Genomic DNA, 23,594 nt, shown 5'->3' with positions numbered 1-23,594 from the left:
TTTATGTTATGACTATCTAAATGGTGGTGAGTAGTGATAATTACAAGCGCATTTAGTAGTGATTTACGCTCAATTATAGTCTTAGCTTACTAAAATCGGTAAAATATACCTTTTGCGACTTTTTCATTGATCTTATTAATAGGGCATACAATGGTTAATGCGGTATTATTGGCAGTTATAGTCATGTTAGGTCTATCACTGGCTCGCGTGCATGTGGTATTAAGCTTGCTGATAGGGGCGATGGTCGGAGGGTTGGTAGGCGGACTAGGGGTCGATGCTACCCTTACTGCGTTCCAAGATGGTATAAAAAACGGTGCGCTGATTGCCTTATCTTACGCCTTGCTTGGGGCTTTTGCCGTGGCTATTGCTCATTCAGGATTACCGCAGACTTTATCAAATAAGGTCATTAACCAAATTAATAATCAACAAGGCTCTGGACTTGGTTCAACTAAGTGGGTGTTGTTTTTTGGTTTGGTGCTAATGAGTGTATTTAGTCAAAACCTAATCCCCATTCATATTGCGTTCATACCTTTGATTATACCGCCTTTGTTGATGGTATTTAATCGTATGCAAATCGACAGACGTGTCTTAACTTGCTTGATGACTTTTGGGCTAGTCACTACTTATATGTTTATCCCTTACGGCTTTGGTGAGATTTATTTAAAGCAGATCATGCTAAAAAATGTCGGTGAAGCGGGGTTGAATATCGAAAATATATCTGTGATGAAAGCGATGGCTATTCCTGCATTAGGTATGTTAGTTGGTTTGTTTACAGCGGTGTTTTTTAGCTATCGAAAGCCGCGTCAATATACTCTGACGGTGGAGGTTGCTGATTCTCAAACCCACGCTAATCAAAACCACGCTAATCAAAGCCACGCTAATCACGCTAATCAAAACCAATCTTCTCAATTACAAGCTACGAATACCCAGGAGATATTCTCCAATACCGCAACCAATATTCAATTACCGAGTACAGGGAAAACGATTGTAGCGCTGATGGCCATTATTACAGCCTTTGTAGTGCAGTTATACACGGATTCATTATTATTAGGCTCGTTATTTGGGTTTGGTATATTCATGGCAACCGGAGTAGTGAAATGGAATGAAGCTGACAGCGTGTTTAATGAAGGTATTAAATTGATGGCGATGATTGGCTTTATTATGATTACCGCCCAAGGCTTTGCAGAGGTTATGAAAGCAACAGATCAGATTGCACCTTTAATCGATGGGGCGACCAATTTATTTGCAGGTAATAAAGCAATTGCTGCGTTCGTGATGTTATCGATTGGATTGATCGTTACGATGGGCATTGGGTCTTCGTTCTCGACCATTCCCATCATTGCGGCAATTTATGTGCCCCTTTGTATATCTATGGGGTTTTCTCCTTTAGCAACGGTGGCGATTATTGGTACAGCGGGAGCATTAGGGGATGCCGGCTCGCCTGCTTCAGACTCAACGCTGGGACCTACTGCTGGTTTAAATGTAGATGGTCAACATGATCATATTAAAGACAGTGTGATTCCAACCTTTTTACACTTTAATATTCCCTTGTTAATCTTTGGCTGGATTGCGGCAATGGTATTGTAACCTGCTGTTTATGTAGTAAATTTTAAAATAAAAAAGCGAGTGTCAACTATTTGGCACTCGCTTTTTTGTGGATTGAGATTAGACGTGCTAGTGATGAAACTAATTATAAAAATAGCGACACACTTGCCAAATGCAGGTTAATAACAGATAAGCAAAAGAGAGTAATAGCCAAAATACAAGGTTAGCCAGTGGTGGCGATGCGTGCATAATAAAGAGTATAAAGAAGCTGAGTAGCAACAAAGTGATGGCTAACATCAGCAGGAACTTCCAGCGACTTTTTATATAATAATCAATCACCCCCAATACAGTTATATGAAAAAACATCACCGCATTCATATTGATAATTAAGTCGATAGGATAGCTGTTTGAATCAGAATCTTTTGAATAAAGTAAAGCGAATGGGTCAGGCGTATATCCCGCCATAATAATTTTATAAACGAACACTGCCCACAAAATGACAAAGACAACCTTAAACGGATGGGCTTTGATATAACCGATAACTGAAGGTAGATACTGCCTTGTATTTTTCATATTAGCCTTTATTTAAACGTTTTCCTCAGTCTTCAAACTTATCAATCTCAGCAGTTAGATAGCCCACTAAGTCATCCCCACTTTCCATTAGCAATTTAAGTTTATCAGGATTAACCAGGCGAGCAAGCTCCTCTTCGGTAAACAATTGCTCTTCTGGGGATAATTGGCGTTGAGGATTACCCATGGTATTGTTTTCAATCTGCTCCAAATGCTGATCGACATTTTCTGCACTTGAAACTGTGTGGTTTGAATCTGTCTGCATGGTATTGATTTTGGTAGCGTCTTTAATTTTATCTGATGAGTCGTTACTCATAAAAACCACCTAATTTTGGTAGGGGTAATTAATGCATTTAAAGGCACATCCCAAGGTCGAGTGTCAAGTTGCTTGACCACTTGAAACTCATAACACCAACCTACCCGAAGCGGATGTCTGCGTAGATTTTTAGAACTGCTGTATTGATAGGATTTAGTAAATGTCGTGTCATAAAAACCGCCGCCCATTCCCATTCTATTGCCATTTTCATCTGCGGCTACTAACGGAAAAAAAACCACATCCAAATCATCTGAGCGTACTAAATGACGCTGTTTAGGCTCCTTCATGCCAAATGCATGGCGTACCGTACGTACGTTTGTTAAATGAGTGTGCTTGATGCGAATAAAGCGCATCTGCCTACTATCTTTGCCGAGCGTATAGATAACAGGTAGGTAGGCATCAAATTTCATTCGCCTACACCAATCTAAAATGGGCTGTGTGGGCAGTTCACCAAAATCATCAATGTATAAGGCAACTTTAGCGTGCTTTGGCAGACGTGTATTAAGGCGATTTAAAAAAGGTTTGGCTTGGTTAGCGGCCGTCCGTCTTTGCGAGTCTGATAATGCTCGACGTTGACGGTTAATGGTACGTCTATCAACTTTTTGAGTCATCTTATTGTGGCCTTAAGGCTGTTTCATTCAATAAATTCGATGCGTATTTTGTGAATATTTAACTTTACACACCAAGTTCAAGGCAGCCTCATACATTAACATAAATGCGATTGCTCGCAACTCGTGCTATTATAATCGCACCATATTTATTAGAGTTTTTATAATAAAGACAAATCGAAACAAAGTATAAATCTCAATTATTTATACCATAATAAACTTCAAATTTTATAAAAAACAGGAGACATCATGTCAACTCGCATAGAAAAAGACACCATGGGTAACGTAGAAGTACCTGCTGACGCATATTGGGGCGCCCAAACCCAGCGTAGTCGTGAAAACTTCAAAATCGGCGGCGAAACCCTACCACGCCCAATGATTGAAGCGATAGCAATGGTTAAAAAAGCCGCCGCTATTACTAATGCAAACTTAGATCGTATTGACGCGGCGCAGCGCGACCTTATTGTACAAGCCGCTGACGAAGTGATTAATGGCGGTCTTACCGACCAGTTTCCGCTTGTAGTATGGCAAACGGGTTCAGGTACGCAGTCAAACATGAACATGAACGAAGTGCTTGCCAACCGTGCCAACGAAATCGCCGGTAGCGAGCGTGGCACATATAAGCCGGTACATCCAAATGACCATGTAAACCATGCCCAGTCTACCAATGACAGCTTCCCAACTGCCATTCGTGTTGCCGCTGCCCGCCAAATCAACAGCTTGCTTATCCCAGCGGTAAAAGCCCTGCGAGAAACGCTTAATGCCAAAGCCAAAGAGTTCGACAGCATTGTTAAAATTGGGCGTACTCACTTGCAAGATGCCACCCCGCTAACCTTGGGTCAAGAATTTAGTGGCTATGTTGCCCAGTTAGACCTCGCCCTAGTACGCATTGATAACGCCCTACAAGGGTTGTATCAACTGCCACTAGGCGGTACTGCGGTAGGTACGGGTCTTAACTCACATCCAGACTATGCGGTAAAAGCAGCAGAGCAGTTATCTGAGCTTACCGGTCTACCTTTTGTGACTTCTCCAAATAAATTTGAAGCCCTAGCGGCTCGTGACGCCGAAGTATTCGCATCAGGCGCACTAAAAACCCTAGCGGCCAGCTTAAATAAAATTGCGAACGACGTGCGCTGGTTAGCTTCTGGACCTCGTTGCGGTTTGGGCGAGCTAGAAATTCCAGCCAATGAGCCAGGCTCATCTATCATGCCGGGCAAGGTTAACCCAACTCAATCAGAAGCGATGACCATGGTCGTGGCACAAGTGATGGGTAACGATACCACCATCAGCATGGCAGGTGCTTCTGGCAACTTTGAGCTAAACGTTTATAAGCCTGTGATTGCTTACAACTTACTGCAATCTATCAAGCTGCTGGGCGATGCGTGCAACAGCTTTAACGAAAACTGTGCAAGCGGCATTCAGCCTGTGAAAGAGAAGATTGATGACTTCCTTCATAACTCTTTAATGCTCGTAACTGCCTTAAACCGCCATGTAGGTTATGAGAATGCAGCGAAGATTGCCAAGACTGCTTATAAAGAAGACAAAACTTTGAAGCAAGTTGCCGTTGAGCTTGAATTAATGACTGAAACGCAGTTTGATGAGTGGGTGAAACCTGAAGACATGGTGCATCCATCTTAAGCCTATAAGGATTTTTTAAAGTTCAGATTAGTTTAATCAATAATAAATTTAAACATCCTGTCATTATAATGGCAGGGTGTTTTTTTAATTAATTATTTAACACAGTATTCACTTAAGCCTTCTTTATGTTTGATATAAAGTATAGGTATAAGGTCAATTCTCATTTCACGTTTTATTATCTCTAAAGTTTGCCATTGCGTTTGATTTGGTAGTAATAAGTCTATTTTATTATCTTTCAAAAGACATTCGGTTGTTGCATTACAAGAGAATAAAGTATCACCGAGACCTACAGCGCCATTACAATACTTAATATGAGCATGATTCAGTATCCAATCATCATTGTGCAGCTGTAAATAGCGGATACTAAACAGAATGCCATAAGCGATAAGTGGAAATAAAAGTATCCCAATAATCAATGTATTAACTAAGTAGCCCTGTTTCGATTGAGTCATAATGCGTTTTCTTTTCTATTAAAATTTTTTGAAGCGTTGACTGGTTAGGGTACTATTAATCACAATCAACGTTTTGATATTATTCAACTTCTATCCTGACTTATTTAATTGTGTAAAGGTAGAGTCCTAATAAGTCCTAAAAAGTAGTAATACAGCCATGAAAACGTTGAGACCTTAGGTTTAATAAGCTGTTTATTTTGCACGTTATACGTAAGGATTGTTAATACCAAACTCAGTTAAAATGTCAATTTCAAACTTTTCCATCTCATCTTGTTCAGCTTGTCCAAGCTCATGATCAAAACCTAGTAAATGCAAAATACCATGTACCAGCAGATGGGTGACATGATCGGCAATGGTCTTATACTGCTCTTTAGCTTGTTGGGCTACCACTTCATGACAAATGATTAATTCACCAAGGGGTATTTCAGGTATCTCTAATAATATAAACCCAGGTAATTCGCTTGGATAGGAGAGGATGTTAGTCGCATAGTCTTTACCGCGAGCTTCTAAATTAAGTGCTCGACCTTCATTGCTGTCCGTCAGATATACCCCGAGTTGCTTGGGTTTTGATAGCCAAGTTGACTCATTAAGCTCTGCAAAATAGGGCAGGGTTACTAACTGTGTTTGTATATATTGCAAAGTGGTGTTTAGTACGGTTTGCAGGTGAGACTGAGGGTAGAACTTCTCCACCACCTCATTCTTAACAGCGTCAGAAGTGCTCACGTCTATGATGTGCGAAACAGAGTCAGTCATGATCAGTTTAATCCAATAAAAATAAGAGGGATAAGTTTATAGAAAATAAAAAGCCGGATAATGCTATCCGACTGGTTATAAAATTAAACCAAATTTAAAATTAAACCTAACCAAAAAAACAGTTAAGAGTTGCTATTAGCTTCAGCTAGTTTACGTTCATGTTCTGCTCTACGTGCCTGCTTACGAGATTCTTTAAGTACTTCTTGCTCTTCGTCCCAAACTCCATAAGCCTCAACAATTTTTTGTACTAATTGATGGCGGACCACATCTTTAGACTCAAATTTTGTGATGTGGATTTCATCAATTTTACCTAAAATTTGAATGGCTTGAGCCAATCCTGACTTGTGTCCACGCGGTAAGTCGACCTGGGTGACGTCACCGGTAATAACTGCTCGAGAACCAAAGCCTAATCGAGTTAAGAACATTTTCATCTGTTCAGGTGTGGTGTTTTGAGCTTCATCTAAAATAACAAATGAATTGTTCAAAGTACGACCACGCATATAGGCTAATGGTGCAATTTCAATGATCTGCTTCTCGATTAATTTACCTACTTTCTCAAAGCCAAGCATTTCATAAAGTGCGTCATATAAAGGCCGTAAGTAGGGATCAATTTTCTGGGTTAAATCACCGGGTAAAAATCCAAGCTTCTCGCCAGCTTCAACCGCTGGACGTACTAATAAAATACGCTCGATTTCATTACGCTCTAACATATCGACAGCGCAAGCTACTGCTAGATAAGTTTTACCCGTACCGGCAGGACCGACACCAAAAGACACATCAGAGGTCAAGATACGCTGCACATAGCGCTGCTGATTGCCACCGCGTGGGATGATTTTACCTTTTCGAGTCTTAAGTGCAATTGAATCATAATTGGCTTGTTCATCGTACTCATAATCATCTGAATCTTGTTTTTCTTCAGTCTTTTTAGGACTAGCAAAAGTATCAAAATCACGTGACATGCTGGCTTGGATAACCAAATGCAATTCTTGAGGGGTAATGTCTTTTTCAGACTGAGCCTCATCAGCAAGCTTATTAAGGATGAAATCCCCGCGCTCTACAGCAGTTAAATCTCCGGCTAAGATGAACTTGTGTTGACGTTGATTGATATGGATGCCAAGACGCTCTTCTATGTACTTAAGGTTGTTATTGTATTCACCAACCAGAATCTTTAGCTGAGAAGAAGTCAGAAAATCAAGATTAATTTTACGAGTGACGGTATCAGTCAAGTTAGAATCCTTTTGTAATGTATATTTTAAGCAATATATTTATTTTGGTTGCTTAATTATTATGGATGTTTAATAGGGAAATTCAAGCGAATGCGGCCACAGTGTTAGACGATTTTTGTAAATTATAAGTTTAGATGGCTTTTAATTTTGAAAAGCTGAACTTAAATTATAGATATGAGTAACCGTTAAATAAATCAGTTATCTTACGTAGAGTAGGCCAAACAAACTATACTATTTAAAGCCAGTGATAATAAAGCCAAACCTTAGGGTATCATGTTAAGATACTAATAAGACTAGCATAGAATAGTGCAATGAATCGTCCTTAAAAATTAAAGAAATTTAATAAAAATTAAATATAAGTCTTTCTTATTTATAAAAGCAAAAATTATTTAAGTGGAAAAATTCTAAGAGTAAATTATGACAAACCAATCACATAGTAATGCTATTACTCAATCAGCAAATAATAATCAAACCTTAAAGCAGCCTGAATCTACTTTAGATCATAAAAATGACACTGCTGTTAATAAAAATACCATAACTGAGCAAAAAGTGATTATCGCGGGTGGTGGGCATGTGGGCTTATCATTCGCTTTATTATTATCCAATCAAGGCATAGCCAGTACGATTGTTGAGCGTAATACGTATCCCAAGATCAGTCCCAACGAAGATGCTAAAAGAACCCATTACCTAGACAGTCGCAATACGGCTTTGTCCAGACGTACGGTACAAATTTATAATGAAATAGGACTTTGGGATGAGCTGCAAAGCCATGCTTGCCGTATTGACTCAGTGCAAGTAAGCGAGCAAGGTAGCTTTGGTTATGCTCAGCTCAATAAAGAAGAAGAAAACGTAGAGTCTTTTGGGCAAGTGATGGAAAACGCATGGCTTGGGCGCAAGTTACTATTAGCGGTACAACAAAACCCCTTAATAGTATTAATCGATGGTGCCACAGTAACTCAAGTTAAACAGTCATCAAAATCAGCAACCATCACTTATGATACAGACGATGAAAAACAACAGACCTTAACCGCTGAGCTGATAGTAGCTTGCGATGGACGTGATTCAACAGTACGTAACTTATTAGGCATTTCTACTAAGGATTATGATTATGGTCAGTCTGCTATTGTTGGGGTAGTTCAGACCGATAAGCCGCACGAGCATATTGCCATTGAACGCTTTAGTCCGGCAGGTCCATTGGCAGTATTGCCATTAACCGATGCGGATGGCGATGGTAATAATCCCGTTCAAGCGGGCTATCGTCGTTCAGTAGTGTGGGTCTGTCCTAGAGGTGAAGAGCAACAATATTTGGACGATGATCAGCTCTTTATGAAGACCCTACAGCAAGCCTTTGGTCAACGTGCTGGTACTTTTGTAGAAACGGGAAGACGTGGTGCTTATCCGTTGACTCGAGTATTGGCAGAGCGTCAGGTAGAGGGCCGTGTGGTGATTATGGGTAATGCCGCCCATACCTTACATCCTGTTGCTGGGCAAGGGTTTAACTTATGTATGCGTGACGCTCACGTGCTGGCAAAGATGCTAGGTAATCAAGTCATGCGCGGCGAAGACATTGGCGATAACCAAACGTTAAAAGCTTATGAGCAGGCGCGTCAAAAAGATCAAAAACGGGTGATTCGTTTTTGTGATGCGGTAGTGCATGGCTTTACCCATCCTAATCCAGCAGTAAAACTGGCAAGAAATGTGGCATTGATTGCCTTTGATAAGCTACCCAATGTAAAACCTTTGGTAGCGAATTATGCAATGGGGCTTAAGTCCTAAATTATGCAGATTTGGATGGCAGCAATTTTGATTTTAACTGATTGATAAAAACTCTGGACTGCTTTATGGCAACACCTACTTCAACACAAACTCTAATAATTGGTGGTGGCATTGTCGGTGCCACTTTGGCTTTAAAATTAGCCTTACAGCAACACAAAGTTATTTTGATTGATGCGCGTCCCAAACTTACTGCGGCTCAATGGCAACAAAAACTGCAGCAACGGGATGCTCGTGTATTTGCTTTAAGTTTGGCCAGTATTGAGCTATTAAAGCAGGTCGGTGCTTGGCAGATTATTGCTCAGTCTAAACGCAAAGCAGATTACACCCAAATGCAAGTCTGGCAGCAAGATGGTAAAGGTGAGCTGAATTTTGGCGATGAAAAAGTGCCACAATTATTGGGTTCAATGGTCGAACCTTTTGTGATTGAACAAGCCCTATATCAAAGGTTAGGCGAAGAAGATGTGGCTAAATACTTAAACTTAGTAGCAGGTCATAAAGTGACTATGCTGGATTGGTTAGGCAGCGAACAAGGCTATCAAGTTCACTTAGATAATGGCGATAAGTTACAAGGTAAGTTGTTGGTTGGCGCGGATGGTCGTGGATCCCTGGTCAGACGAGAGGCGGGTATCGGTCTAGACACTTTTGATTACCATCAAACGGCTATATGTTGTGCGATTAAGACTCAAAAGCCACATCGTGCTACAGCTCGTCAATTGATGTTGCCTACTGGGACTTTGGCCTTATTGCCATTGGCAGATGTTAATGAGGAAGATAAAAGCAATCCACAACACTGGCAGTCGGTGGTTTGGAGTTTACCGCGTAATAGAGCCATTGAATTACTACAGCTTAATGAACAAGATAGCGATACTTTACACAGAGAGTTGGCAGCGGCGAGCCAATATGCTTTAGGCGATATCGATCAGCTTGAATCCATTGCAAGCTTTCCATTAAACGCTCAGCAAGCCAAACACTACGTGAAATATAATTTAGTGCTGATTGGAGATGCCGCACATGGGGTACACCCTTTAGCCGGTCAAGGTCTGAATTTGGGTATGCTCGATGTGGCAGCTTTGGTTGAGATATTAGGTGAGGATTATCAGCGTAGTGGCGGTAGATGTTGGGGCGAGCATGCGACCTTGCGTCGGTATGAGCGTACGCGCCGCCCTCATAATAGTGTAATGATGCACAGTTTCTCAGCTATTAACGGATTGTTCGCTGGTGACTTTGCGACTTTGCGTCCGGTACAGCAGTTGCGAAGTGAAGGCATGTATCAAGTTGGTAAAATTAAGCCGTTAATGCGGTTTTTTACTCAGAAGGCGAGTGGGATATAAAAGAACTAATTTTTGGGAAACATTAAACTATAATCTTTGTAGTATAGATGTACCATTATCCAAAAGAGGCGAAAATCACCATCAACACCGGCGCTACTATATTAATAATAAAACCAAAGCTAATCGCTAAAGGGACAATACCTAAGCCGCCAGATTGTTGAATAACCGGTAACGTAAAGTCTAAGCTTGTGGCGCCGCCTAGCCCAACAGCGGCTGAGGGATAACGTCTCATAAAAAAAGGAATAAATAATAAAGCGAAAAATTCACGAACCAAATCATTAAATAAAGCGATACTACCCCAGACAGCACCATAAGCATCGGTCATTACAATGGCTGATAAAGAATACCAACCAAAACCAGACGCTAAAGCCAGACTTTGAGTTAAGCTTACTTCATCGATGAGTAACCAAAATAAAACGCCGCCTACCAATACCGACAGGGTGAAAATGATACTGGTCTGCATACCGCGTTTACTAAGTAAGACTTCTTTTAATGTAATGCCTGAGCCTTTAAGACCGATACCTACTAGCAAGATCAGTAACATCAAAAGACCGGTCATGGTGGTCTCTGGAGGGGTCATGCTTTGTGGTAATATTCCGCCAATCAGAAATCCAAATAACACACAAAATACTTGAATCAGACTACCACGGATACTAATTTTATGCTCAGTGGTAGTAGTCTTAGATGAGGGGTGCCAAGGTATCAATCGATCAAATAGCATCAAGCCAGCTAGACCGCAACCAATAGTGAGTACTGATAAAACCCCAACATAAAAAATAATATCGCTAATCTGACTGCCCAAACCTTCCACCTGTGCCAACTCTATACCGATTAAAGTTAGGATAATATAGACCAGATAGCCGAGCATTTTTTCTGAATAATGGACCAAGGTTTTATTTAACGGTAAGGCGAATCCGATAAATAATGGGGTTAATACCAGAATTAAGGTGATCAAATTGTCTATATTATGGGGTGTTTGCATGAGGGGTAATATTCAGGCACAGTAGAGTAGATTACGTCTTGGCTGCTCGATTCAAAGTAGTTAACAAACTAGCCTTTGAGTCACGCAAGCCAAGACAAACAGACAGCGATTTTACCATAGCTATATGGATTAGGGGCAATCCTATTCCTATATAGTTGTTAAGGATTCTAGGAAGCTTGAACTATTGAATCATAAGGGTATGGTTTAAATTTCTTTGTAGTCGCTGATTGCTCATTATCATCATCATTATTAGATGATGTTTTGGTATGTTCCTTGTTTTTATAGCGGTTTTTAATGTAGTTTTCATTGGACTTTTCACTGTATCTTTCACTGTATCTTTCATTGTATTTTTCAACAGTTAAAGGCGCGATAATACTGGTACTAGCAGTTTCGTTAAGAGTGGGAAAGTCCTCTCTATAATGACCACCACGACTTTCAGTACGAGTAAGGGCAGATTGCAACATGAGCGATGCTAAAGTTAGTAGCCGTCGTAAGCGGAATAGCTCTAAATGACTAGGCTTCGATAATTGGTTGGTTGAAGGTAGATACTGCAACTGCTGCTTAGACATCATAACTTCACGCAAGGCATGCTGTAAATCGCTTTTATTGCGTTGTATGCCCATATTAGAGGTCATTAATTGCTTTGTGTCAGTTAATAGGGACCTTAAGTTCAGGGGAGTAGGGTGCTGTTTATTAGAAGCTGACTCCTCACTATTGAAATTGGATTGAGTCAAATAGTCTAAAGAGACATTAAAGTGTGGCAGTTGCAAGGACTCTGTCTTCAACTCAACTAACGCATCAGAGTCAGATATATTTGATTTAAAGCGTGTAGCCAGTTGCGAAGCTATGGCGCGACCAACGACCACACACTCTAGTAGTGAGTTACTGGCCAAACGATTGGCACCATGCAAACCGGTATTGGCAACTTCCCCTGCTGCATACAAACCTTGGACATCCGTTTGTCCCCGAGCATTGGTTAATACCCCACCACAGGTATAGTGGGCGGTGGGTGCTACAGGTATTGGATGCTTAGTTATATCTATACCTAGACTTAAACACTGAGCATAAATATCAGGAAAATGTTGTTTGATAAATTGAGCTGGTTTGTGCGAGATGTCTAAATGCACATAACCTAAGCCATTTTTTGCTATCTCATTAGCAATGGCTCTTGCCACGATATCTCGTGGGGCCAACTCTTCACGAGCATCATAGTTTGGCATAAAGCGTTCATGAGTTAATGGACAGCTGAGTAGACCGCCTTCCCCCCGAACAGCTTCGGAAATTAGAAAATTACTGCTGCCATTTTTATCCTCATAGAACAAGCCTGTCGGATGGAACTGAATAAATTCTAGATTGGCCAAACGACAACCCGCTTCCCAAGCCATCATTATGCCATCACCGACGCAGACATTAGGGGCGGTAGCTCGTCTGAATAACTGGCCCAAACCACCGCTGGCTAGGACGACGGTTTTACTGATAATACTTAATAATTCATTGGTCTGGGTATTTATAACTTCTGCGCCTACACACTTTTTAACCTCGTTGACATGACCTTCAAGACATTCATGACCTTCTAAGTTGCTAGCACTACTATCAAAATCACTCTTAATATTAACGTCGTCCTTAGTAGTAACAGTAATTAATTGTAGCGCTTCAGTGTATGGCAATAGATTAATGTTTTCAGCAGCTTGGGCTTGCTGATGTAACTGAGTCATAATATGTCTGCCAGTTGCATCATCGGCATGGGCTACGCGGCGGCACCCATGTCCCCCTTCTTGAGTCAGATGTAAATCTGCTAAAGTAGCGTTATTTGATAAATCTGAATTATTATTCCTGGAGCATGAGTCAGAAAGTACATGAGCATTGGTAGTAAAAGCTACGTCGCGTTCGAGTAACCACTCAATGGCATAGGCGCCCTGGGTTAAAATTTGTGTGGTTGCATCAGCTTCACACAAGCCATCCCCAGCGATTAAAGTATCGCTTACATGATCGCAGACCTTATCATCACTATCAATCACTGCGGCTATACCGCCTTGAGCATAATAGCTTGAGCAGTCGCTGAGTGCTTCTTTAGCCAATACCGTCACTTTTAAATGCTTCGGTAGTGATAAAGCGGTTGCCAAACCTGCCAAACCTGCCCCAATAACCAACACATCACAGTGTGAATCCGATTGTGCATTATACGATGGGTTATCTATTTTAGCTGTTTGACATATTGTCATAACTTTTATCTCGTAAAGGTTTAAATTAGATCTGCTATAAACTGAATCAGTAGTATCTTAGGCAAATTTATAAATTAAGCGGTATGTACAATTACGCTGCGCCTACATTTTTAAATAGCTCACGATCCTTAATAAAATCTCCACTAGCAGCCACTCGGCGTTTTTGTTCAGCAGCGAAATCGAGCATACGCTGCAAAGGTCTTAAGGCAGCTTCTGCTAATTTGGGATCTAGATGAATTTCACCTGTGCCTTCTTCTAAGCATTGTTCAATACCTTTTAGACCATTCATTGCCATCCACGGGCAGAAAGCACAGCTTTTACATGTAGCGCTCTCACCAGCAGTCGGTGCTGCCAAAAATAGCTTATCCGGTGACTGCTTTTGCATTTCGTGCAATATCCCAAGGTCAGTACCGACGATAAAGGTTTTAGCGTCCATTTCTTTGGTAGCATTTAATAATTTACTGGTTGAGCCAACCACATCTGCCAATTGCACCACACTGTCAGGTGACTCTGGGTGTACCAAGACTATCGCATCGGGGTAATCGGCTTTTAATTGATGTAACTCTTTAGCTTTAAACTCATTGTGAACAATACATGAGCCTTGCCATAGCAACATATCAGCGCCGGTTTCTTTTTGGATGTACTTACCTAAGTGGCGGTCAGGACCCCAAATAATTTTTTCACCACGTTCATGCAGATGAGTGACAATCTCTAAACCAACTGATGATGTTACGACCCAATCAGCACGCGCCTTAACTTCAGCACTGGTATTGGCATAGACCACCACAGTGCGGTCGGGATGTTGATCACAAAATGCACTAAATTCATCAATCGGGCAGCCTAAATCGAGCGAACATTCTGCCTCTAAATCAGCCATAAGTACTGTCTTTTCCATACTTAAAATTTTTGCCGATTCGCCCATAAAGCGAACGCCAGCAACTACTAAGGTATCGGCTTCATGCTCTTTACCGAAACGGGCCATCTCTAAGGAATCACCAACGCAGCCACCAGTCTCAAGGGCTAAATCTTGAATATAAGGATCGACATAATAATGCGCTACTAGTACCGCATTGTGTTGTTTTAATAAACGTTTGATATTAGCGACAACTTGTTGACGTTCACTACGAGAAAGCTCTGCGGGTATCTTAGCTTGCGCATACTCGATTGCTATATTATTAGCCTTAGACGGATGGTTACTTTGCGAAATAGTAGGGGCGTCATAGGCAAAGAGCTCTACTTTTTCTGCTGTTCTTACTTTATCTATGAAGACTGGACTGGCTTGAGAGGCTGTCATAATAATCCCTATTACACGGTTAAAATTTAATAGATAGCTATTTCCAAAAGGTGTACTCTAATTATGCTCATCTTGAGCATAATTACAAGAATTTTTTTATCTAGAGTTTAAGGTGATGTTTATCAAGTAGTGTTTAAGTTAGTCGTAGTGTAATTGTAAAGATTAAACGATATACTAATAGATTAGGTTTTATGAACTGCAAAACCCTCAAAATAGCAGCACTAAAATAGCATCATCTAAATTGTCAGCAACGCTTTATTTAGATTAATAATAAATATTATTTAGATTAATAATAAATATGACTTTGTCTTTTTCACACGCCCACAGCGAAGGTAGTGGTACCACCGAGGTGGTAGCGGTACTTATTGCAATAACCAATAATCGGGCCCGAGTTCTTACCGTAGATGGGGGTAAGTTATTGCCTAATGGGCCGCTTATGCCATTGCACCGTTCATTGCAAGCAGGGGTGCGTCAATGGGTAGAAGAACAGACACAACAACCTTTAGGATATATTGAACAGCTTTATACCTTCGTCGATACCAACCGTCGTAACAAAGACGGTCATGCTTTAGTGTATGTCAGTTACATGGGCCTAGTACAAGAGGCCGTACAAGAAGCAAGACAAGAAGCAGTTCAAAAAGCTACGTCTAAAAACAGCGATGACTATCGCTCAAATGCTACTCAATATTCCTCTCAATTGAGTTCTGAAAATGGGGCGCGCTGGCGAGATTGGTACGATTACTTTCCTTGGGAAAACCATCTACAACCACAAAATAATAATACTCAAATCATCCAAAAGCTTAAAAAATGGGCGGAATCAGCAAAAATCAGTACAGAGCGAACCAAGCGGTTACAGCGTATTTATTTATGTTGGGGTGGTGATTGGGAGCAAGATTCAGATTTTAAAGAGGTGATGGCTAGTAAAGACAGTCATAGCAGCTCGGCCAAAGAGATGTTTAATAAATGGGTGGCCGAACACGCGCTTCTGCGTTATGAGATGTTATATGAAGCTGGGTTATTGCCAGAGTCTCCAGAATATAATGCCACCAAGCTTCCTAATAATTGGCAACAAGTCATCGGCGAACCTATGTACTATGATCACCGACGGGTGATTGCCACTGCGATTTCAAGATTACGAGCAAAGATTGAGTATCGTCCTCTGATTTTCGGGTTAATGCCCGAAGAGTTCACCCTGTTACAGCTACAGCAAAGTGTCGAAGCTTTGTCTGGCGTCCCGTTACATAAACAAAACTTTAGACGGCTGCTTGAAAGCCAAGATCTACTACAGCCCACAGGTAATAGTAGCCAAACAGGTCGAGGAAGACCCGCTAAACTGTATCGTTTCCGTTTTGATATAGGTTTACAGAGTTTACTGATGGACAGTAAGCTGCCTAATAGTAGCTATCGTTAAATAAATAGGCATTAAATAAATAGGTCTTAAATAAATAGGTCTTAAATTATTATGCCCTCAATAGGTAGGGATATTAATATATATAGCTATTGCAATGATAATTTGCAATGCAAAATGGGCTGCAACTAAGTATGTATAAACGGCTTTAATCGACCTTTGCAGTAATTAATAAAAGATAATATATTGCTAATCTCTTTTATCTCCGTTATATTTATGCTCATAATGAGTATTATTAAAACAAGTTTAAATATGATATGTGAGTTTAAAGTTTATTTGTTTTTAGTATTTTTAGGTTATATTTAAAACTGACTACCATAATAATCTATATATACCAATCTATATAACTGCTAAGGACCACCTATGCCTGCTTCTATTGATAACATCGCTAAACTTGACAATAAAGGTAAGAATACCATTGAGCCCCCTTTAAATGATGTCATATTAGCGCCTTTAGTTGAAGCTGCACTCATAGAGGATTTAGGTCGTAGAGGAGATGTCACTTCACAAGCGACTATTCCAGCAGTTAAGCAAGCAACGCTGACATTGACTGTCCGCGATGAAGGTGTAGTGTGCGGTATAGATCTAGCAAGACTGGCATTTGCTCAAGTGGATGCCTCTATCGAATTTACAGCACACACTCAGGATGGTGCTTGGGTTACAGCCGGTCAGACTCTGGCAACCATTAGTGGTAATGCCCGCAATTTATTAACCGCTGAGCGTACGGCGTTGAATTTTATGACCCATTTAAGCGGTATTGCTACGGCAACTAAAAAAGTAGTAGATTTGGTTGCCGATTATCCGGCACAAATAACTTGTACTCGTAAAACCATACCTGGTTTAAGAACAGTGCAAAAGTATGCGGTGCGCTGCGGTGGTGGCCGTAATCATCGTTTAGGATTAGATGATGCCATCTTAATTAAAGACAACCACATTGCGATAGCCGGTAACATTGCTAATGCTATCGCTCAGTCAAAACAATTGGCAGGTCATTTAATACCTATTGAGATTGAGGTTGATACTCTAGAGCAGTTGCAACAAGCTATTGATGCCGGTGCAGAGCTGGTACTATTGGACAATATGAGTCCTGAAACATTAAGTAAAGCGGTAGCAATATGCAAAAATCATCCAAGTGGTCGCATTAAGACCGAAGCTTCAGGGGGCATCACCCCAGATAAAGTGGTAGAAGTCGCCAAAGCTGGGGTTGATTTTATAGCTATGGGATATTTAACTCATAGTACTAAAGCGCTAGATATTGGTATGGACTTTTCTGCATAAAGTACTAATTAATATCTATTTTTGGGTACAATGTTGTATTTTATTTATGCGATTTGAATATTCGATATTAATTATATGATATTACCTATGCGATAAGGTCTCACTTGGTTTATGCTGCAATATGATACATTGAAGATACACAATTGGCTGATAACCTTATAAGCTAGGGTTTTTACAATTTAATGTATGTGTTAAAATCGCCACTTTTTGTAGGCTGAGGCGCCCATTATGGACACCGAAATTGTCAAAATAATTTTGGCATTTGTGGTACTAATTAATCCATTTAGTGCCTTGACTTTATTCCTAGATTCTACTCGTGGGTTTAAACCCGACGATAGACGTAGCTTCGCTAGAGTTGCGGTAGCTACTGTGTTCATTACCATCACCTTTTTTACTATAGCCGGTGAATTGCTTCTTCGTGCCTTAGGGATTTCGATAGGGTCTTTCCAAGTAGCGGGCGGTATCTTGGTATTTTTAATTGCCATTAACATGATGAATGGTGAGGGTAACCCGGTTAAACCGGATCAAGATAATGTGGAATGGGATGAGTGGACGGACTGGACGCCTATGGAGGGTAATATCGCTGCTGCAGTTGTTCCTCTAGCTATACCTATGATTATCGGACCTGGGGGTATTTCTACGGTAATTATTTATTCTTCTCAAGTGACATCTTGGAAACAAAAACTTGCTATTATCGTATCTGGTCTTATTATCGCTATATTTTGTTATATTTCTTTAATGGCTGCAGGTAGACTCAGCCGCTTTTTAGGCGATACGGGTCTAAACATTATAAGCCGGGTGATGGGGATGTTATTGGCTGCAGTATCTATTGAGATATTAGTCAGTGGTTTAAGAACTATTTTTCCTCAGCTCATGTAGGATTACAATCTTTAGATGTCCCTCTTGATTGCATCTATCATGGTATTAATAAGGTCTCAGTAGATTTGCAGAGACCTTTTTTATACCTCACTTTCAACTCTTGACGTAGGCTGGGGTTTTAGCCCAGCATATCTGGGTAAAAATACATTACGCTAGGCTTGAAGCACCAGCTTACATCGATTTGAAATAAGTTGTGTGGGGTTTTTAAGTAAAAAATAAATAAATCAATCAACCAAATAGTTCTGTTACTAACTAGACGAGTCAACTACTGTATAAATGCCATGCCAAATAAAGCATTAATATCCCAACCATGGCGTCTAATATATTCCATGCTTTAGGTTTAGTAAACAGAGGGGATAATAGTCTTGCCCCATAGCCCAAGCAAAAAAAGAACACGAACGATGCACTCACTGCACCTAATCCAAACCACAGTTTACTGTCTGCGCCAGTAGATACCATTCCCACTAAGACTAAAGTGTCTAAATAAACATGCGGGTTGAGCCAAGTAAATCCAAAACATAAAAGAAGGGCTTTTTTTAGACTCGCTACATTTTGGGTATCTTGAGTTAAGGCATGAGATTTAGTAATACTGGCATAAAGACTTAGTAATCCATAGACTAATAAGAATAAAGCGCCGCCCAGTTTTGCAATATTTACCACATCGGGATATTTAGCGGTAATACTCCCAAATCCAGCGACTCCAGCTGTTATTAATAAAGCATCTGATACCGCACAAAACAAACATATAGCGAAAACATGCTGTCTTTTTAAGCCTTGTTTTAAAATAAAAGCATTTTGTGAACCAATTGCTAATATAAGTGATAAGCCCAGGGCAAAGCCTGATACATAATCCATCTAGTTATCTCAGGGTAAATTATTAAAATAGGGTCATGAAGTTATAAATTTGACTAAAAAATTTAATGGAAGCTTAATTATAATGGAGATTAGCTTAAAATGAGTTTAATTCCTCAAATAATTGTTAAAAACTTAAGGATGGTAATATGACTCAAGCAACGGCAATGGTACTGATGTTTATACTATACGGTTTGCTACCAGCAACTGGAATATATTTAGGCTATCGTGGTATCAAAAAATTTACTCAACCAAAAATGCTTGAGTATAAATCGATGCCAGAGTTGGGTTATATCCCTGAGAAGAGTCTACCTACTGACGTAAGGCAGAAGTTAGATGTCATCAATGTCAAAGGTGAGAAGTTAAAAACGCTTTATGGAGATACCAATAACGACGGTGTGATTGATGATACAGATGCGGTAACTGAAACTTATATCATGATAAAAAAAGTTATGGACACTCACATCCCTGAAGCTGTGGCTGATTATCGACGCCTTCATGACTTAGATAGCAAACCCAATAAAACTGTTGTGCTTTCTGCAGAAAAAAGCAGTGAAGAGAGCCGCGCTGATACCACTAAGATCAAGAATTCGAATATGACTGGTAGAGAAGCTTTAATGGAAGTATTGAATACAGTAGACAGTCAGTTTGATGGATTGTTAGATGCTGCATACCATCAAGATGGTCAAAAGCTATTAGCAACCAATCGCTATTTACAGCAACGTTTCGAAAACTAAACTTTAAAAAGTTAAACTCAAAAGTTTTTTTATTTTTTTATAGCATTATTATAAACAGCAGTATAGTTAGAAAAGAGAGTATACAGATAAATCAACAGGTAGGAGTATAGGGTTTTAATGAGTGTGCTTATCGGGGCTGGCATATTGGCAATAGTAGCTACAGGCTATGTTGGCCGAAAAGGATGGCTGGCTTTCCACCGCGCGGTAGGTATTACACCGGGCAAGCTTGAGTATGTGGACCCTGCACAATTACCACCACCGCCTATGTTGCAGCTTACTTTAACTGAAGATCAAATTAATGGCTTACCGACTGTCGTGGTTCAGCAGCTTTTACGTATTGATGGCAAAGCGGATATTTTTCAGCAGTGGCGTAATGAAGCAATTGCAGCCAGTAAAACGCCTGCCATTTCTGAAGATGAGTTTGTGGTGAGTAAACTGCTACAAACCCGATTGCCAGAACTAATAAACAGTTATCAACGTATTGCACATCACGAGCAAATGCTGCAACAAACAGAGCATATGGCTAAAAGTAAAAGCAAAACAAAGTCTATATCATCCGCCTCAAAAAATAGAGCTCTAATCAGTGAAATCCAAATCAGTGATAATGAGGCACGTGCATTAGGATTGCTTGAGGAAATACTGGTTAAAATCGAAACCAAACTTGATGGCTTGTTAGAGAGTTGTCAAAGTTACGCTTTGCAAGACATGCAAGTGATGCAACGTTATTTAGAACAGAGAAAGTAAACGCTTAAATGATCAATTATATAAACTCAAAATTAAGCCCTTAGTCATAAACTAAGGGCTTTTTAGATCTAAAACATTAACTTATACAAAGTCAAATTTAGCGTTTGCTACCGCGGTTGCCAGAACTTATATTAGAAGTATTATTACGAGTTCTAGAGTTGCTGCGAGCTGGGCGAGCTTTGAGCGGTTTCTTTTTAAAGCGCTCTTTTTTCTCTTTCGCTTTGCCGTGCACGCCCATGTCTTCACGAGGGCGTAGACCTACCAAATCAATCAAACGGTGAATCTCTTTTCTATCGAGTTCAATAAAACGTCCCGTACGCAATTCTTTCGGTAAATCCACTGAACCATAACTGGTGCGTAATAAGCGACTCACTTTAAGACCTTGAGATTCGATTAGGCGGCGTACTTCACGATTACGGCCTTCTTTAAGCTTAACGTGATACCATTTATTAACGCCTTCACCGCCACCTTGCCTAATGTCTTCAAACTTGGCCAAGCCATCTTCTAAGGTAACCCCATCAGTTAGGTTTCTCATCATTTCAGGGGTCAATTCGCCCAATACACGTACTGCGTATTCACGAACAATTTCATTAGACGGGTGCATTAAACGATGCGCTAATTCACCATCGTTAGTAAATAATAATAAACCCGTAGAGTTAATGTCCAAACGGCCAACCATAATCCAGCGATCATGGGTTAGCTTTGGTAGACGTTCAAATACTGTGGTACGTCCCTCAGGGTCATTAGCCGAACAAATTTCACCTTCAGGCTTGTAATACGCCAATACACGGCGACGTTTTTCACGCTCAGATTTATACTTGATTAAACGGCCATCAACACGAATTTCATCACCTTGTTCTACGCGGTCGCCAATAGTTGCAGGCTTTTGATTTATAGAAACTCGACCTGACTTAATGACTTCTTCCATTTGACGACGTGAACCAAGTCCCATACGGGCTAAGGCTTTTTGTAGTTTTTCCGTACCAGCTGTACTGGTCTGAGTGGTTGAAGGCGTTGATGTGGTTTGAGGATTAATATCGTTTTGATTTGAATGAGGCATAGTATGCATCCTTGAATCGGTGAGTGGCTACATTTCACAATGTAGATAAATTTTTAATCAGGATTGACTGATTTTAGAAGTGCATTATACGTCAATTAAGATATTGTAGGGTTAAATAAAATATAAGTAATGTTATTGGTTCTTAAATAAGAATCTAACTGTGCTTAGTAACCCAGTCCAAAACCGTTGGCCAGACCTCTTTAGCAGCATGACGACTTAAAAATACACTTGTATGGTTATAATCGTTTAAATCTCCCTTAGCCACTGCAAACTCTCGGTACCGGTTTTTGGATTTTTTAAAAGCCTGTAAGTATTGAAGACAGCCGTTAGGAGGCGCGATCGTATCACCTGCAGCACATATAGTATAGATTGGCGTAGTAATGTTTGGCATAAGACTGCGATAATCGAGAATCTGAGAGGTTGTTATTGTATTAGGAGCTTTAAGGTTACGTCCTTTGTAGCACAAAGCAGTCGAACGTAATAGCTGCTGTTTAATAGGGGTAGGTGTATAGCTGTTGAAGTTCTGATTTAAATTCCAGTCCATCCATTGCGACAGTAGATAATAGCTTTCATTCATGGTACCAAGCTTAAGAGATTTGCCTTTGACAACCCCAAGCTTGCGAGTAATGGCCTTTAGAGTCATTAACTTTACGAAGTGTAATGGAGTGCTTGCGGCAGCAAAGGCTTGGCAAGCAAACATAGTAATGCTATTTATTTTGTCAACAAACTGAGGATATTGAGTTAAACATATCGTCAAACAAATGCCACCACCACTATGAGTCACGCAGTGAAGGTTTTCTACTTTTAGATCGTTCAATAAATAGCTTAATGTGGCTTGCACATCATAAAGGCCAATATCTTCCACATTATAATCGGTTTGCGGTTTGCTGCTACTGCCATGACCGCGCCATTCCATGATGTAGCACTGAAACCCTAACGAGGCAAAATAACTGGCAATCCCTAAGCATACCCCTTTATCTGAGAACGCACCATGCACAAACAATATGGTTTGCTTTTGCTCATAATAAAGTTTGTTTTCAGCTTGATCAGCGACGACATCTGCATCGTTTATTTTCCAAACCGCTATCTGTTGATTGTCAGTCGTAGTTACTAAGTTTAGGGTTTTATTTATGGTCATCAAGTATCTTATATCCTTATAAGTAGTGGGCTGTACTCCATGTAACAGGATACCCTATAGTAGTATCAACTAATAAGAAGTATCAACTAATCACGTGTCAGATTCAATTCTGGCAAAGGGGGAAGCTGAGCCAAACCCTCTAACCCAAAAGCGTCCAAAAACTCAGGCGTTGTATAAAGTAGAGCAGGGCGACCTAAAGTTTCGCGATAGCCTTTCTCAATTATCCAGCCTTTATCAAACAGTTGTCTTAAGATATTACTTGAGACAGTAACGCCGCGCACCTGTTCAATATCACTACGGGTGACTGGCTGCTTATAAGCAATGACACTCAAGGTTTCAAGCAACGCCTGACTTAAATTCTCCAACCGCTGCGGGAAAACCTCTTGAATAAGCGCGCTATACTCACTGCGTATTTGCAGTCGATATCCACTGGCTGACTCGCTTAAAGATAACACCCCTGTGCTCAGTCGCTGCTGCAAAACTACCAGTGCAGTCTCTAATTCATGCTTAGACAAGGATAAAAATTTTCTAAGCTGGCTGGCAGTTAGTGGCGTTTCTGAAGCGTGTAATAGTACCTCAATCCGGCGGCTTAATAAATCATAACGATTGAACGTCGTTAACTCAGTATTATTTGCAGACTGTTTTATTGAGGGTATTTCTGATGGGGTTTCAGCTTCTTCTGCTTTTTTAACTGCTGAATCAAGAGTGCTATCTGCTTCTGCTTTGATATTCATAGGGTCATTGGTTAATTTCGGCATTAAAATTTACTGGCTATTAAAATATAA

At 40.3% G+C, this 23,594-nt stretch carries 22 protein-coding genes; 9 read left to right on the top strand and 13 right to left on the bottom strand.

From position 1 onward, the window contains the following. Positions 1–150 precede the first annotated feature (150 nt). The gene (locus tag AC2SLP_RS05150; RefSeq protein WP_486535571.1) at positions 151–1,587 is read left to right on the top strand and encodes a Na+/H+ antiporter family protein; all 1,437 of its coding nucleotides are present in this window, start codon (positions 151–153) and stop codon (positions 1,585–1,587) included. 99 nt (positions 1,588–1,686) lie between these two features. On the opposite strand, the gene AC2SLP_RS05145 is transcribed toward AC2SLP_RS05150, so the two are convergent. From AC2SLP_RS05145 to AC2SLP_RS05135, 3 genes are read right to left on the bottom strand one after another with little or no spacing between them, the layout of a single operon-like run. After that, complete coding sequence (locus AC2SLP_RS05145) at positions 1,687–2,118, bottom strand: hypothetical protein (RefSeq protein ID WP_486535570.1); 432 nt, start codon at positions 2,116–2,118, stop codon at positions 1,687–1,689. Between the two features lie 25 nt (positions 2,119–2,143). Next, positions 2,144–2,431 carry a hypothetical protein gene (locus tag AC2SLP_RS05140; protein WP_486535569.1) on the bottom strand — a complete coding sequence of 96 codons (288 nt, stop codon included), beginning with the start codon at positions 2,429–2,431 and terminating at the stop codon, positions 2,144–2,146. Beyond that, positions 2,428–3,042: a 5-formyltetrahydrofolate cyclo-ligase gene (locus AC2SLP_RS05135; protein WP_486535568.1), complete on the bottom strand. Its 615-nt coding sequence runs from the start codon at positions 3,040–3,042 to the stop codon at positions 2,428–2,430. Before AC2SLP_RS05135 ends, AC2SLP_RS05140 begins: the two co-directional genes overlap by 4 nt. A gap of 246 nt (positions 3,043–3,288) precedes the next feature. Between AC2SLP_RS05135 and fumC the strand changes: the two genes are divergently transcribed. Continuing rightward, positions 3,289–4,677, top strand: a complete 1,389-nt coding sequence (gene fumC, locus AC2SLP_RS05130) for a class II fumarate hydratase (protein WP_486535567.1) — start codon at positions 3,289–3,291, stop codon at positions 4,675–4,677. A gap of 92 nt (positions 4,678–4,769) precedes the next feature. Here fumC and AC2SLP_RS05125 read toward each other — a convergent pair whose 3' ends face one another. From AC2SLP_RS05125 to AC2SLP_RS05115, 3 genes are all read right to left on the bottom strand, one after another. Next, complete coding sequence (locus AC2SLP_RS05125; protein WP_486535566.1) at positions 4,770–5,129, bottom strand: hypothetical protein; 360 nt, start codon at positions 5,127–5,129, stop codon at positions 4,770–4,772. A 204-nt stretch (positions 5,130–5,333) separates the two neighbouring features. Then, the gene (ybeY, locus tag AC2SLP_RS05120) at positions 5,334–5,882 is read right to left on the bottom strand and encodes an rRNA maturation RNase YbeY (protein ID WP_486535565.1); all 549 of its coding nucleotides are present in this window, start codon (positions 5,880–5,882) and stop codon (positions 5,334–5,336) included. 122 nt (positions 5,883–6,004) lie between these two features. Continuing rightward, positions 6,005–7,108: a PhoH family protein gene (locus AC2SLP_RS05115; protein WP_486535564.1), complete on the bottom strand. Its 1,104-nt coding sequence runs from the start codon at positions 7,106–7,108 to the stop codon at positions 6,005–6,007. A 417-nt stretch (positions 7,109–7,525) separates the two neighbouring features. Between AC2SLP_RS05115 and AC2SLP_RS05110 the strand changes: the two genes are divergently transcribed. Continuing rightward, positions 7,526–8,884, top strand: coding sequence for a UbiH/UbiF/VisC/COQ6 family ubiquinone biosynthesis hydroxylase (locus tag AC2SLP_RS05110; RefSeq protein WP_486535563.1), 1,359 nt, complete (start codon positions 7,526–7,528; stop codon positions 8,882–8,884). A 65-nt stretch (positions 8,885–8,949) separates the two neighbouring features. Next, positions 8,950–10,215 (top strand): FAD-dependent oxidoreductase, encoded by a 1,266-nt coding sequence (locus AC2SLP_RS05105; RefSeq protein ID WP_486535562.1) that lies wholly within the window; start codon positions 8,950–8,952, stop codon positions 10,213–10,215. 55 nt (positions 10,216–10,270) lie between these two features. Here the strand turns inward: AC2SLP_RS05105 and AC2SLP_RS05100 are convergent, their stop codons facing one another. From AC2SLP_RS05100 to nadA, 3 genes are all read right to left on the bottom strand, one after another. Continuing rightward, positions 10,271–11,197, bottom strand: coding sequence for a LysO family transporter (locus AC2SLP_RS05100; protein ID WP_486535561.1), 927 nt, complete (start codon positions 11,195–11,197; stop codon positions 10,271–10,273). A 167-nt stretch (positions 11,198–11,364) separates the two neighbouring features. Continuing rightward, entirely contained in the window at positions 11,365–13,419 is a 2,055-nt protein-coding gene (locus tag AC2SLP_RS05095) for an L-aspartate oxidase (protein ID WP_486535560.1), read from the bottom strand. Between the two features lie 91 nt (positions 13,420–13,510). Further along, entirely contained in the window at positions 13,511–14,713 is a 1,203-nt protein-coding gene (gene nadA / locus AC2SLP_RS05090; RefSeq protein WP_486535559.1) for a quinolinate synthase NadA, read from the bottom strand. Positions 14,714–15,011: 298 nt separating this feature from the next. On the opposite strand from nadA, the gene AC2SLP_RS05085 reads away from it, so the two are divergent. The 3 genes from AC2SLP_RS05085 to AC2SLP_RS05075 all read left to right on the top strand — a co-directional run bounded on the left by AC2SLP_RS05085 (position 15,012) and on the right by AC2SLP_RS05075 (position 18,278). Next, positions 15,012–16,124: an NUDIX hydrolase gene (locus AC2SLP_RS05085; protein WP_486535558.1), complete on the top strand. Its 1,113-nt coding sequence runs from the start codon at positions 15,012–15,014 to the stop codon at positions 16,122–16,124. A 360-nt stretch (positions 16,125–16,484) separates the two neighbouring features. Further along, entirely contained in the window at positions 16,485–17,399 is a 915-nt protein-coding gene (gene nadC, locus AC2SLP_RS05080; protein ID WP_486535557.1) for a carboxylating nicotinate-nucleotide diphosphorylase, read from the top strand. Positions 17,400–17,627: 228 nt separating this feature from the next. Continuing rightward, positions 17,628–18,278, top strand: coding sequence for a MarC family protein (locus AC2SLP_RS05075; RefSeq protein WP_486535556.1), 651 nt, complete (start codon positions 17,628–17,630; stop codon positions 18,276–18,278). Between the two features lie 261 nt (positions 18,279–18,539). On the opposite strand, the gene AC2SLP_RS05070 is transcribed toward AC2SLP_RS05075, so the two are convergent. Further along, on the bottom strand, positions 18,540–19,133 hold the full coding sequence (locus AC2SLP_RS05070; RefSeq protein WP_486535555.1) for a LysE/ArgO family amino acid transporter: 594 nt from the start codon (positions 19,131–19,133) through the stop codon (positions 18,540–18,542). A 146-nt stretch (positions 19,134–19,279) separates the two neighbouring features. Between AC2SLP_RS05070 and AC2SLP_RS05065 the strand changes: the two genes are divergently transcribed. Both AC2SLP_RS05065 and AC2SLP_RS05060 read left to right on the top strand, forming a co-directional pair. After that, positions 19,280–19,867, top strand: coding sequence for a hypothetical protein (locus AC2SLP_RS05065; protein ID WP_486535554.1), 588 nt, complete (start codon positions 19,280–19,282; stop codon positions 19,865–19,867). A 117-nt stretch (positions 19,868–19,984) separates the two neighbouring features. Next, entirely contained in the window at positions 19,985–20,611 is a 627-nt protein-coding gene (locus tag AC2SLP_RS05060; RefSeq protein WP_486535553.1) for a hypothetical protein, read from the top strand. Between the two features lie 97 nt (positions 20,612–20,708). Here the strand turns inward: AC2SLP_RS05060 and rluB are convergent, their stop codons facing one another. The 3 genes from rluB to scpB all read right to left on the bottom strand — a co-directional run bounded on the left by rluB (position 20,709) and on the right by scpB (position 23,567). After that, entirely contained in the window at positions 20,709–21,671 is a 963-nt protein-coding gene (gene rluB / locus AC2SLP_RS05055) for a 23S rRNA pseudouridine(2605) synthase RluB (protein ID WP_486535552.1), read from the bottom strand. 154 nt (positions 21,672–21,825) lie between these two features. Then, the gene (locus AC2SLP_RS05050; RefSeq protein ID WP_486535551.1) at positions 21,826–22,809 is read right to left on the bottom strand and encodes an alpha/beta fold hydrolase; all 984 of its coding nucleotides are present in this window, start codon (positions 22,807–22,809) and stop codon (positions 21,826–21,828) included. An 86-nt stretch (positions 22,810–22,895) separates the two neighbouring features. After that, complete coding sequence (gene scpB, locus AC2SLP_RS05045) at positions 22,896–23,567, bottom strand: SMC-Scp complex subunit ScpB (RefSeq protein WP_486535550.1); 672 nt, start codon at positions 23,565–23,567, stop codon at positions 22,896–22,898. Positions 23,568–23,594: the final 27 nt, after the last annotated feature.

The sequence above is a fragment of the Psychrobacter sp. CX21 genome (assembly GCF_057396255.1).
Note: the sequence above shows the minus strand (reverse complement) of the source record. Positions and strands in the feature narration are given on the sequence as shown.

What these genes read in the sequence shown, in the direction of transcription:
- AC2SLP_RS05125 (WP_486535566.1), bottom strand. Translation starts at nt 5,129, where the DNA reads ATGACTCAATCGAAACAGGGCTACTTAGTTAATACATTGATTATTGGG.
- ybeY (WP_486535565.1), bottom strand. Translation starts at nt 5,882, where the DNA reads ATGACTGACTCTGTTTCGCACATCATAGACGTGAGCACTTCTGACGCT.
- AC2SLP_RS05095 (WP_486535560.1), bottom strand. Translation starts at nt 13,419, where the DNA reads ATGACAATATGTCAAACAGCTAAAATAGATAACCCATCGTATAATGCA.
- AC2SLP_RS05085 (WP_486535558.1), top strand. Translation starts at nt 15,012, where the DNA reads ATGACTTTGTCTTTTTCACACGCCCACAGCGAAGGTAGTGGTACCACC.
- AC2SLP_RS05145 (WP_486535570.1), bottom strand. Translation starts at nt 2,118, where the DNA reads ATGAAAAATACAAGGCAGTATCTACCTTCAGTTATCGGTTATATCAAA.
- AC2SLP_RS05135 (WP_486535568.1), bottom strand. Translation starts at nt 3,042, where the DNA reads ATGACTCAAAAAGTTGATAGACGTACCATTAACCGTCAACGTCGAGCA.
- AC2SLP_RS05070 (WP_486535555.1), bottom strand. Translation starts at nt 19,133, where the DNA reads ATGGATTATGTATCAGGCTTTGCCCTGGGCTTATCACTTATATTAGCA.
- AC2SLP_RS05110 (WP_486535563.1), top strand. Translation starts at nt 7,526, where the DNA reads ATGACAAACCAATCACATAGTAATGCTATTACTCAATCAGCAAATAAT.
- AC2SLP_RS05140 (WP_486535569.1), bottom strand. Translation starts at nt 2,431, where the DNA reads ATGAGTAACGACTCATCAGATAAAATTAAAGACGCTACCAAAATCAAT.
- AC2SLP_RS05050 (WP_486535551.1), bottom strand. Translation starts at nt 22,809, where the DNA reads ATGACCATAAATAAAACCCTAAACTTAGTAACTACGACTGACAATCAA.
- AC2SLP_RS05150 (WP_486535571.1), top strand. Translation starts at nt 151, where the DNA reads ATGGTTAATGCGGTATTATTGGCAGTTATAGTCATGTTAGGTCTATCA.
- nadC (WP_486535557.1), top strand. Translation starts at nt 16,485, where the DNA reads ATGCCTGCTTCTATTGATAACATCGCTAAACTTGACAATAAAGGTAAG.
- fumC (WP_486535567.1), top strand. Translation starts at nt 3,289, where the DNA reads ATGTCAACTCGCATAGAAAAAGACACCATGGGTAACGTAGAAGTACCT.
- AC2SLP_RS05100 (WP_486535561.1), bottom strand. Translation starts at nt 11,197, where the DNA reads ATGCAAACACCCCATAATATAGACAATTTGATCACCTTAATTCTGGTA.
- AC2SLP_RS05065 (WP_486535554.1), top strand. Translation starts at nt 19,280, where the DNA reads ATGACTCAAGCAACGGCAATGGTACTGATGTTTATACTATACGGTTTG.
- AC2SLP_RS05075 (WP_486535556.1), top strand. Translation starts at nt 17,628, where the DNA reads ATGGACACCGAAATTGTCAAAATAATTTTGGCATTTGTGGTACTAATT.
- AC2SLP_RS05105 (WP_486535562.1), top strand. Translation starts at nt 8,950, where the DNA reads ATGGCAACACCTACTTCAACACAAACTCTAATAATTGGTGGTGGCATT.
- AC2SLP_RS05060 (WP_486535553.1), top strand. Translation starts at nt 19,985, where the DNA reads ATGAGTGTGCTTATCGGGGCTGGCATATTGGCAATAGTAGCTACAGGC.
- nadA (WP_486535559.1), bottom strand. Translation starts at nt 14,713, where the DNA reads ATGACAGCCTCTCAAGCCAGTCCAGTCTTCATAGATAAAGTAAGAACA.
- scpB (WP_486535550.1), bottom strand. Translation starts at nt 23,567, where the DNA reads ATGCCGAAATTAACCAATGACCCTATGAATATCAAAGCAGAAGCAGAT.
- rluB (WP_486535552.1), bottom strand. Translation starts at nt 21,671, where the DNA reads ATGCCTCATTCAAATCAAAACGATATTAATCCTCAAACCACATCAACG.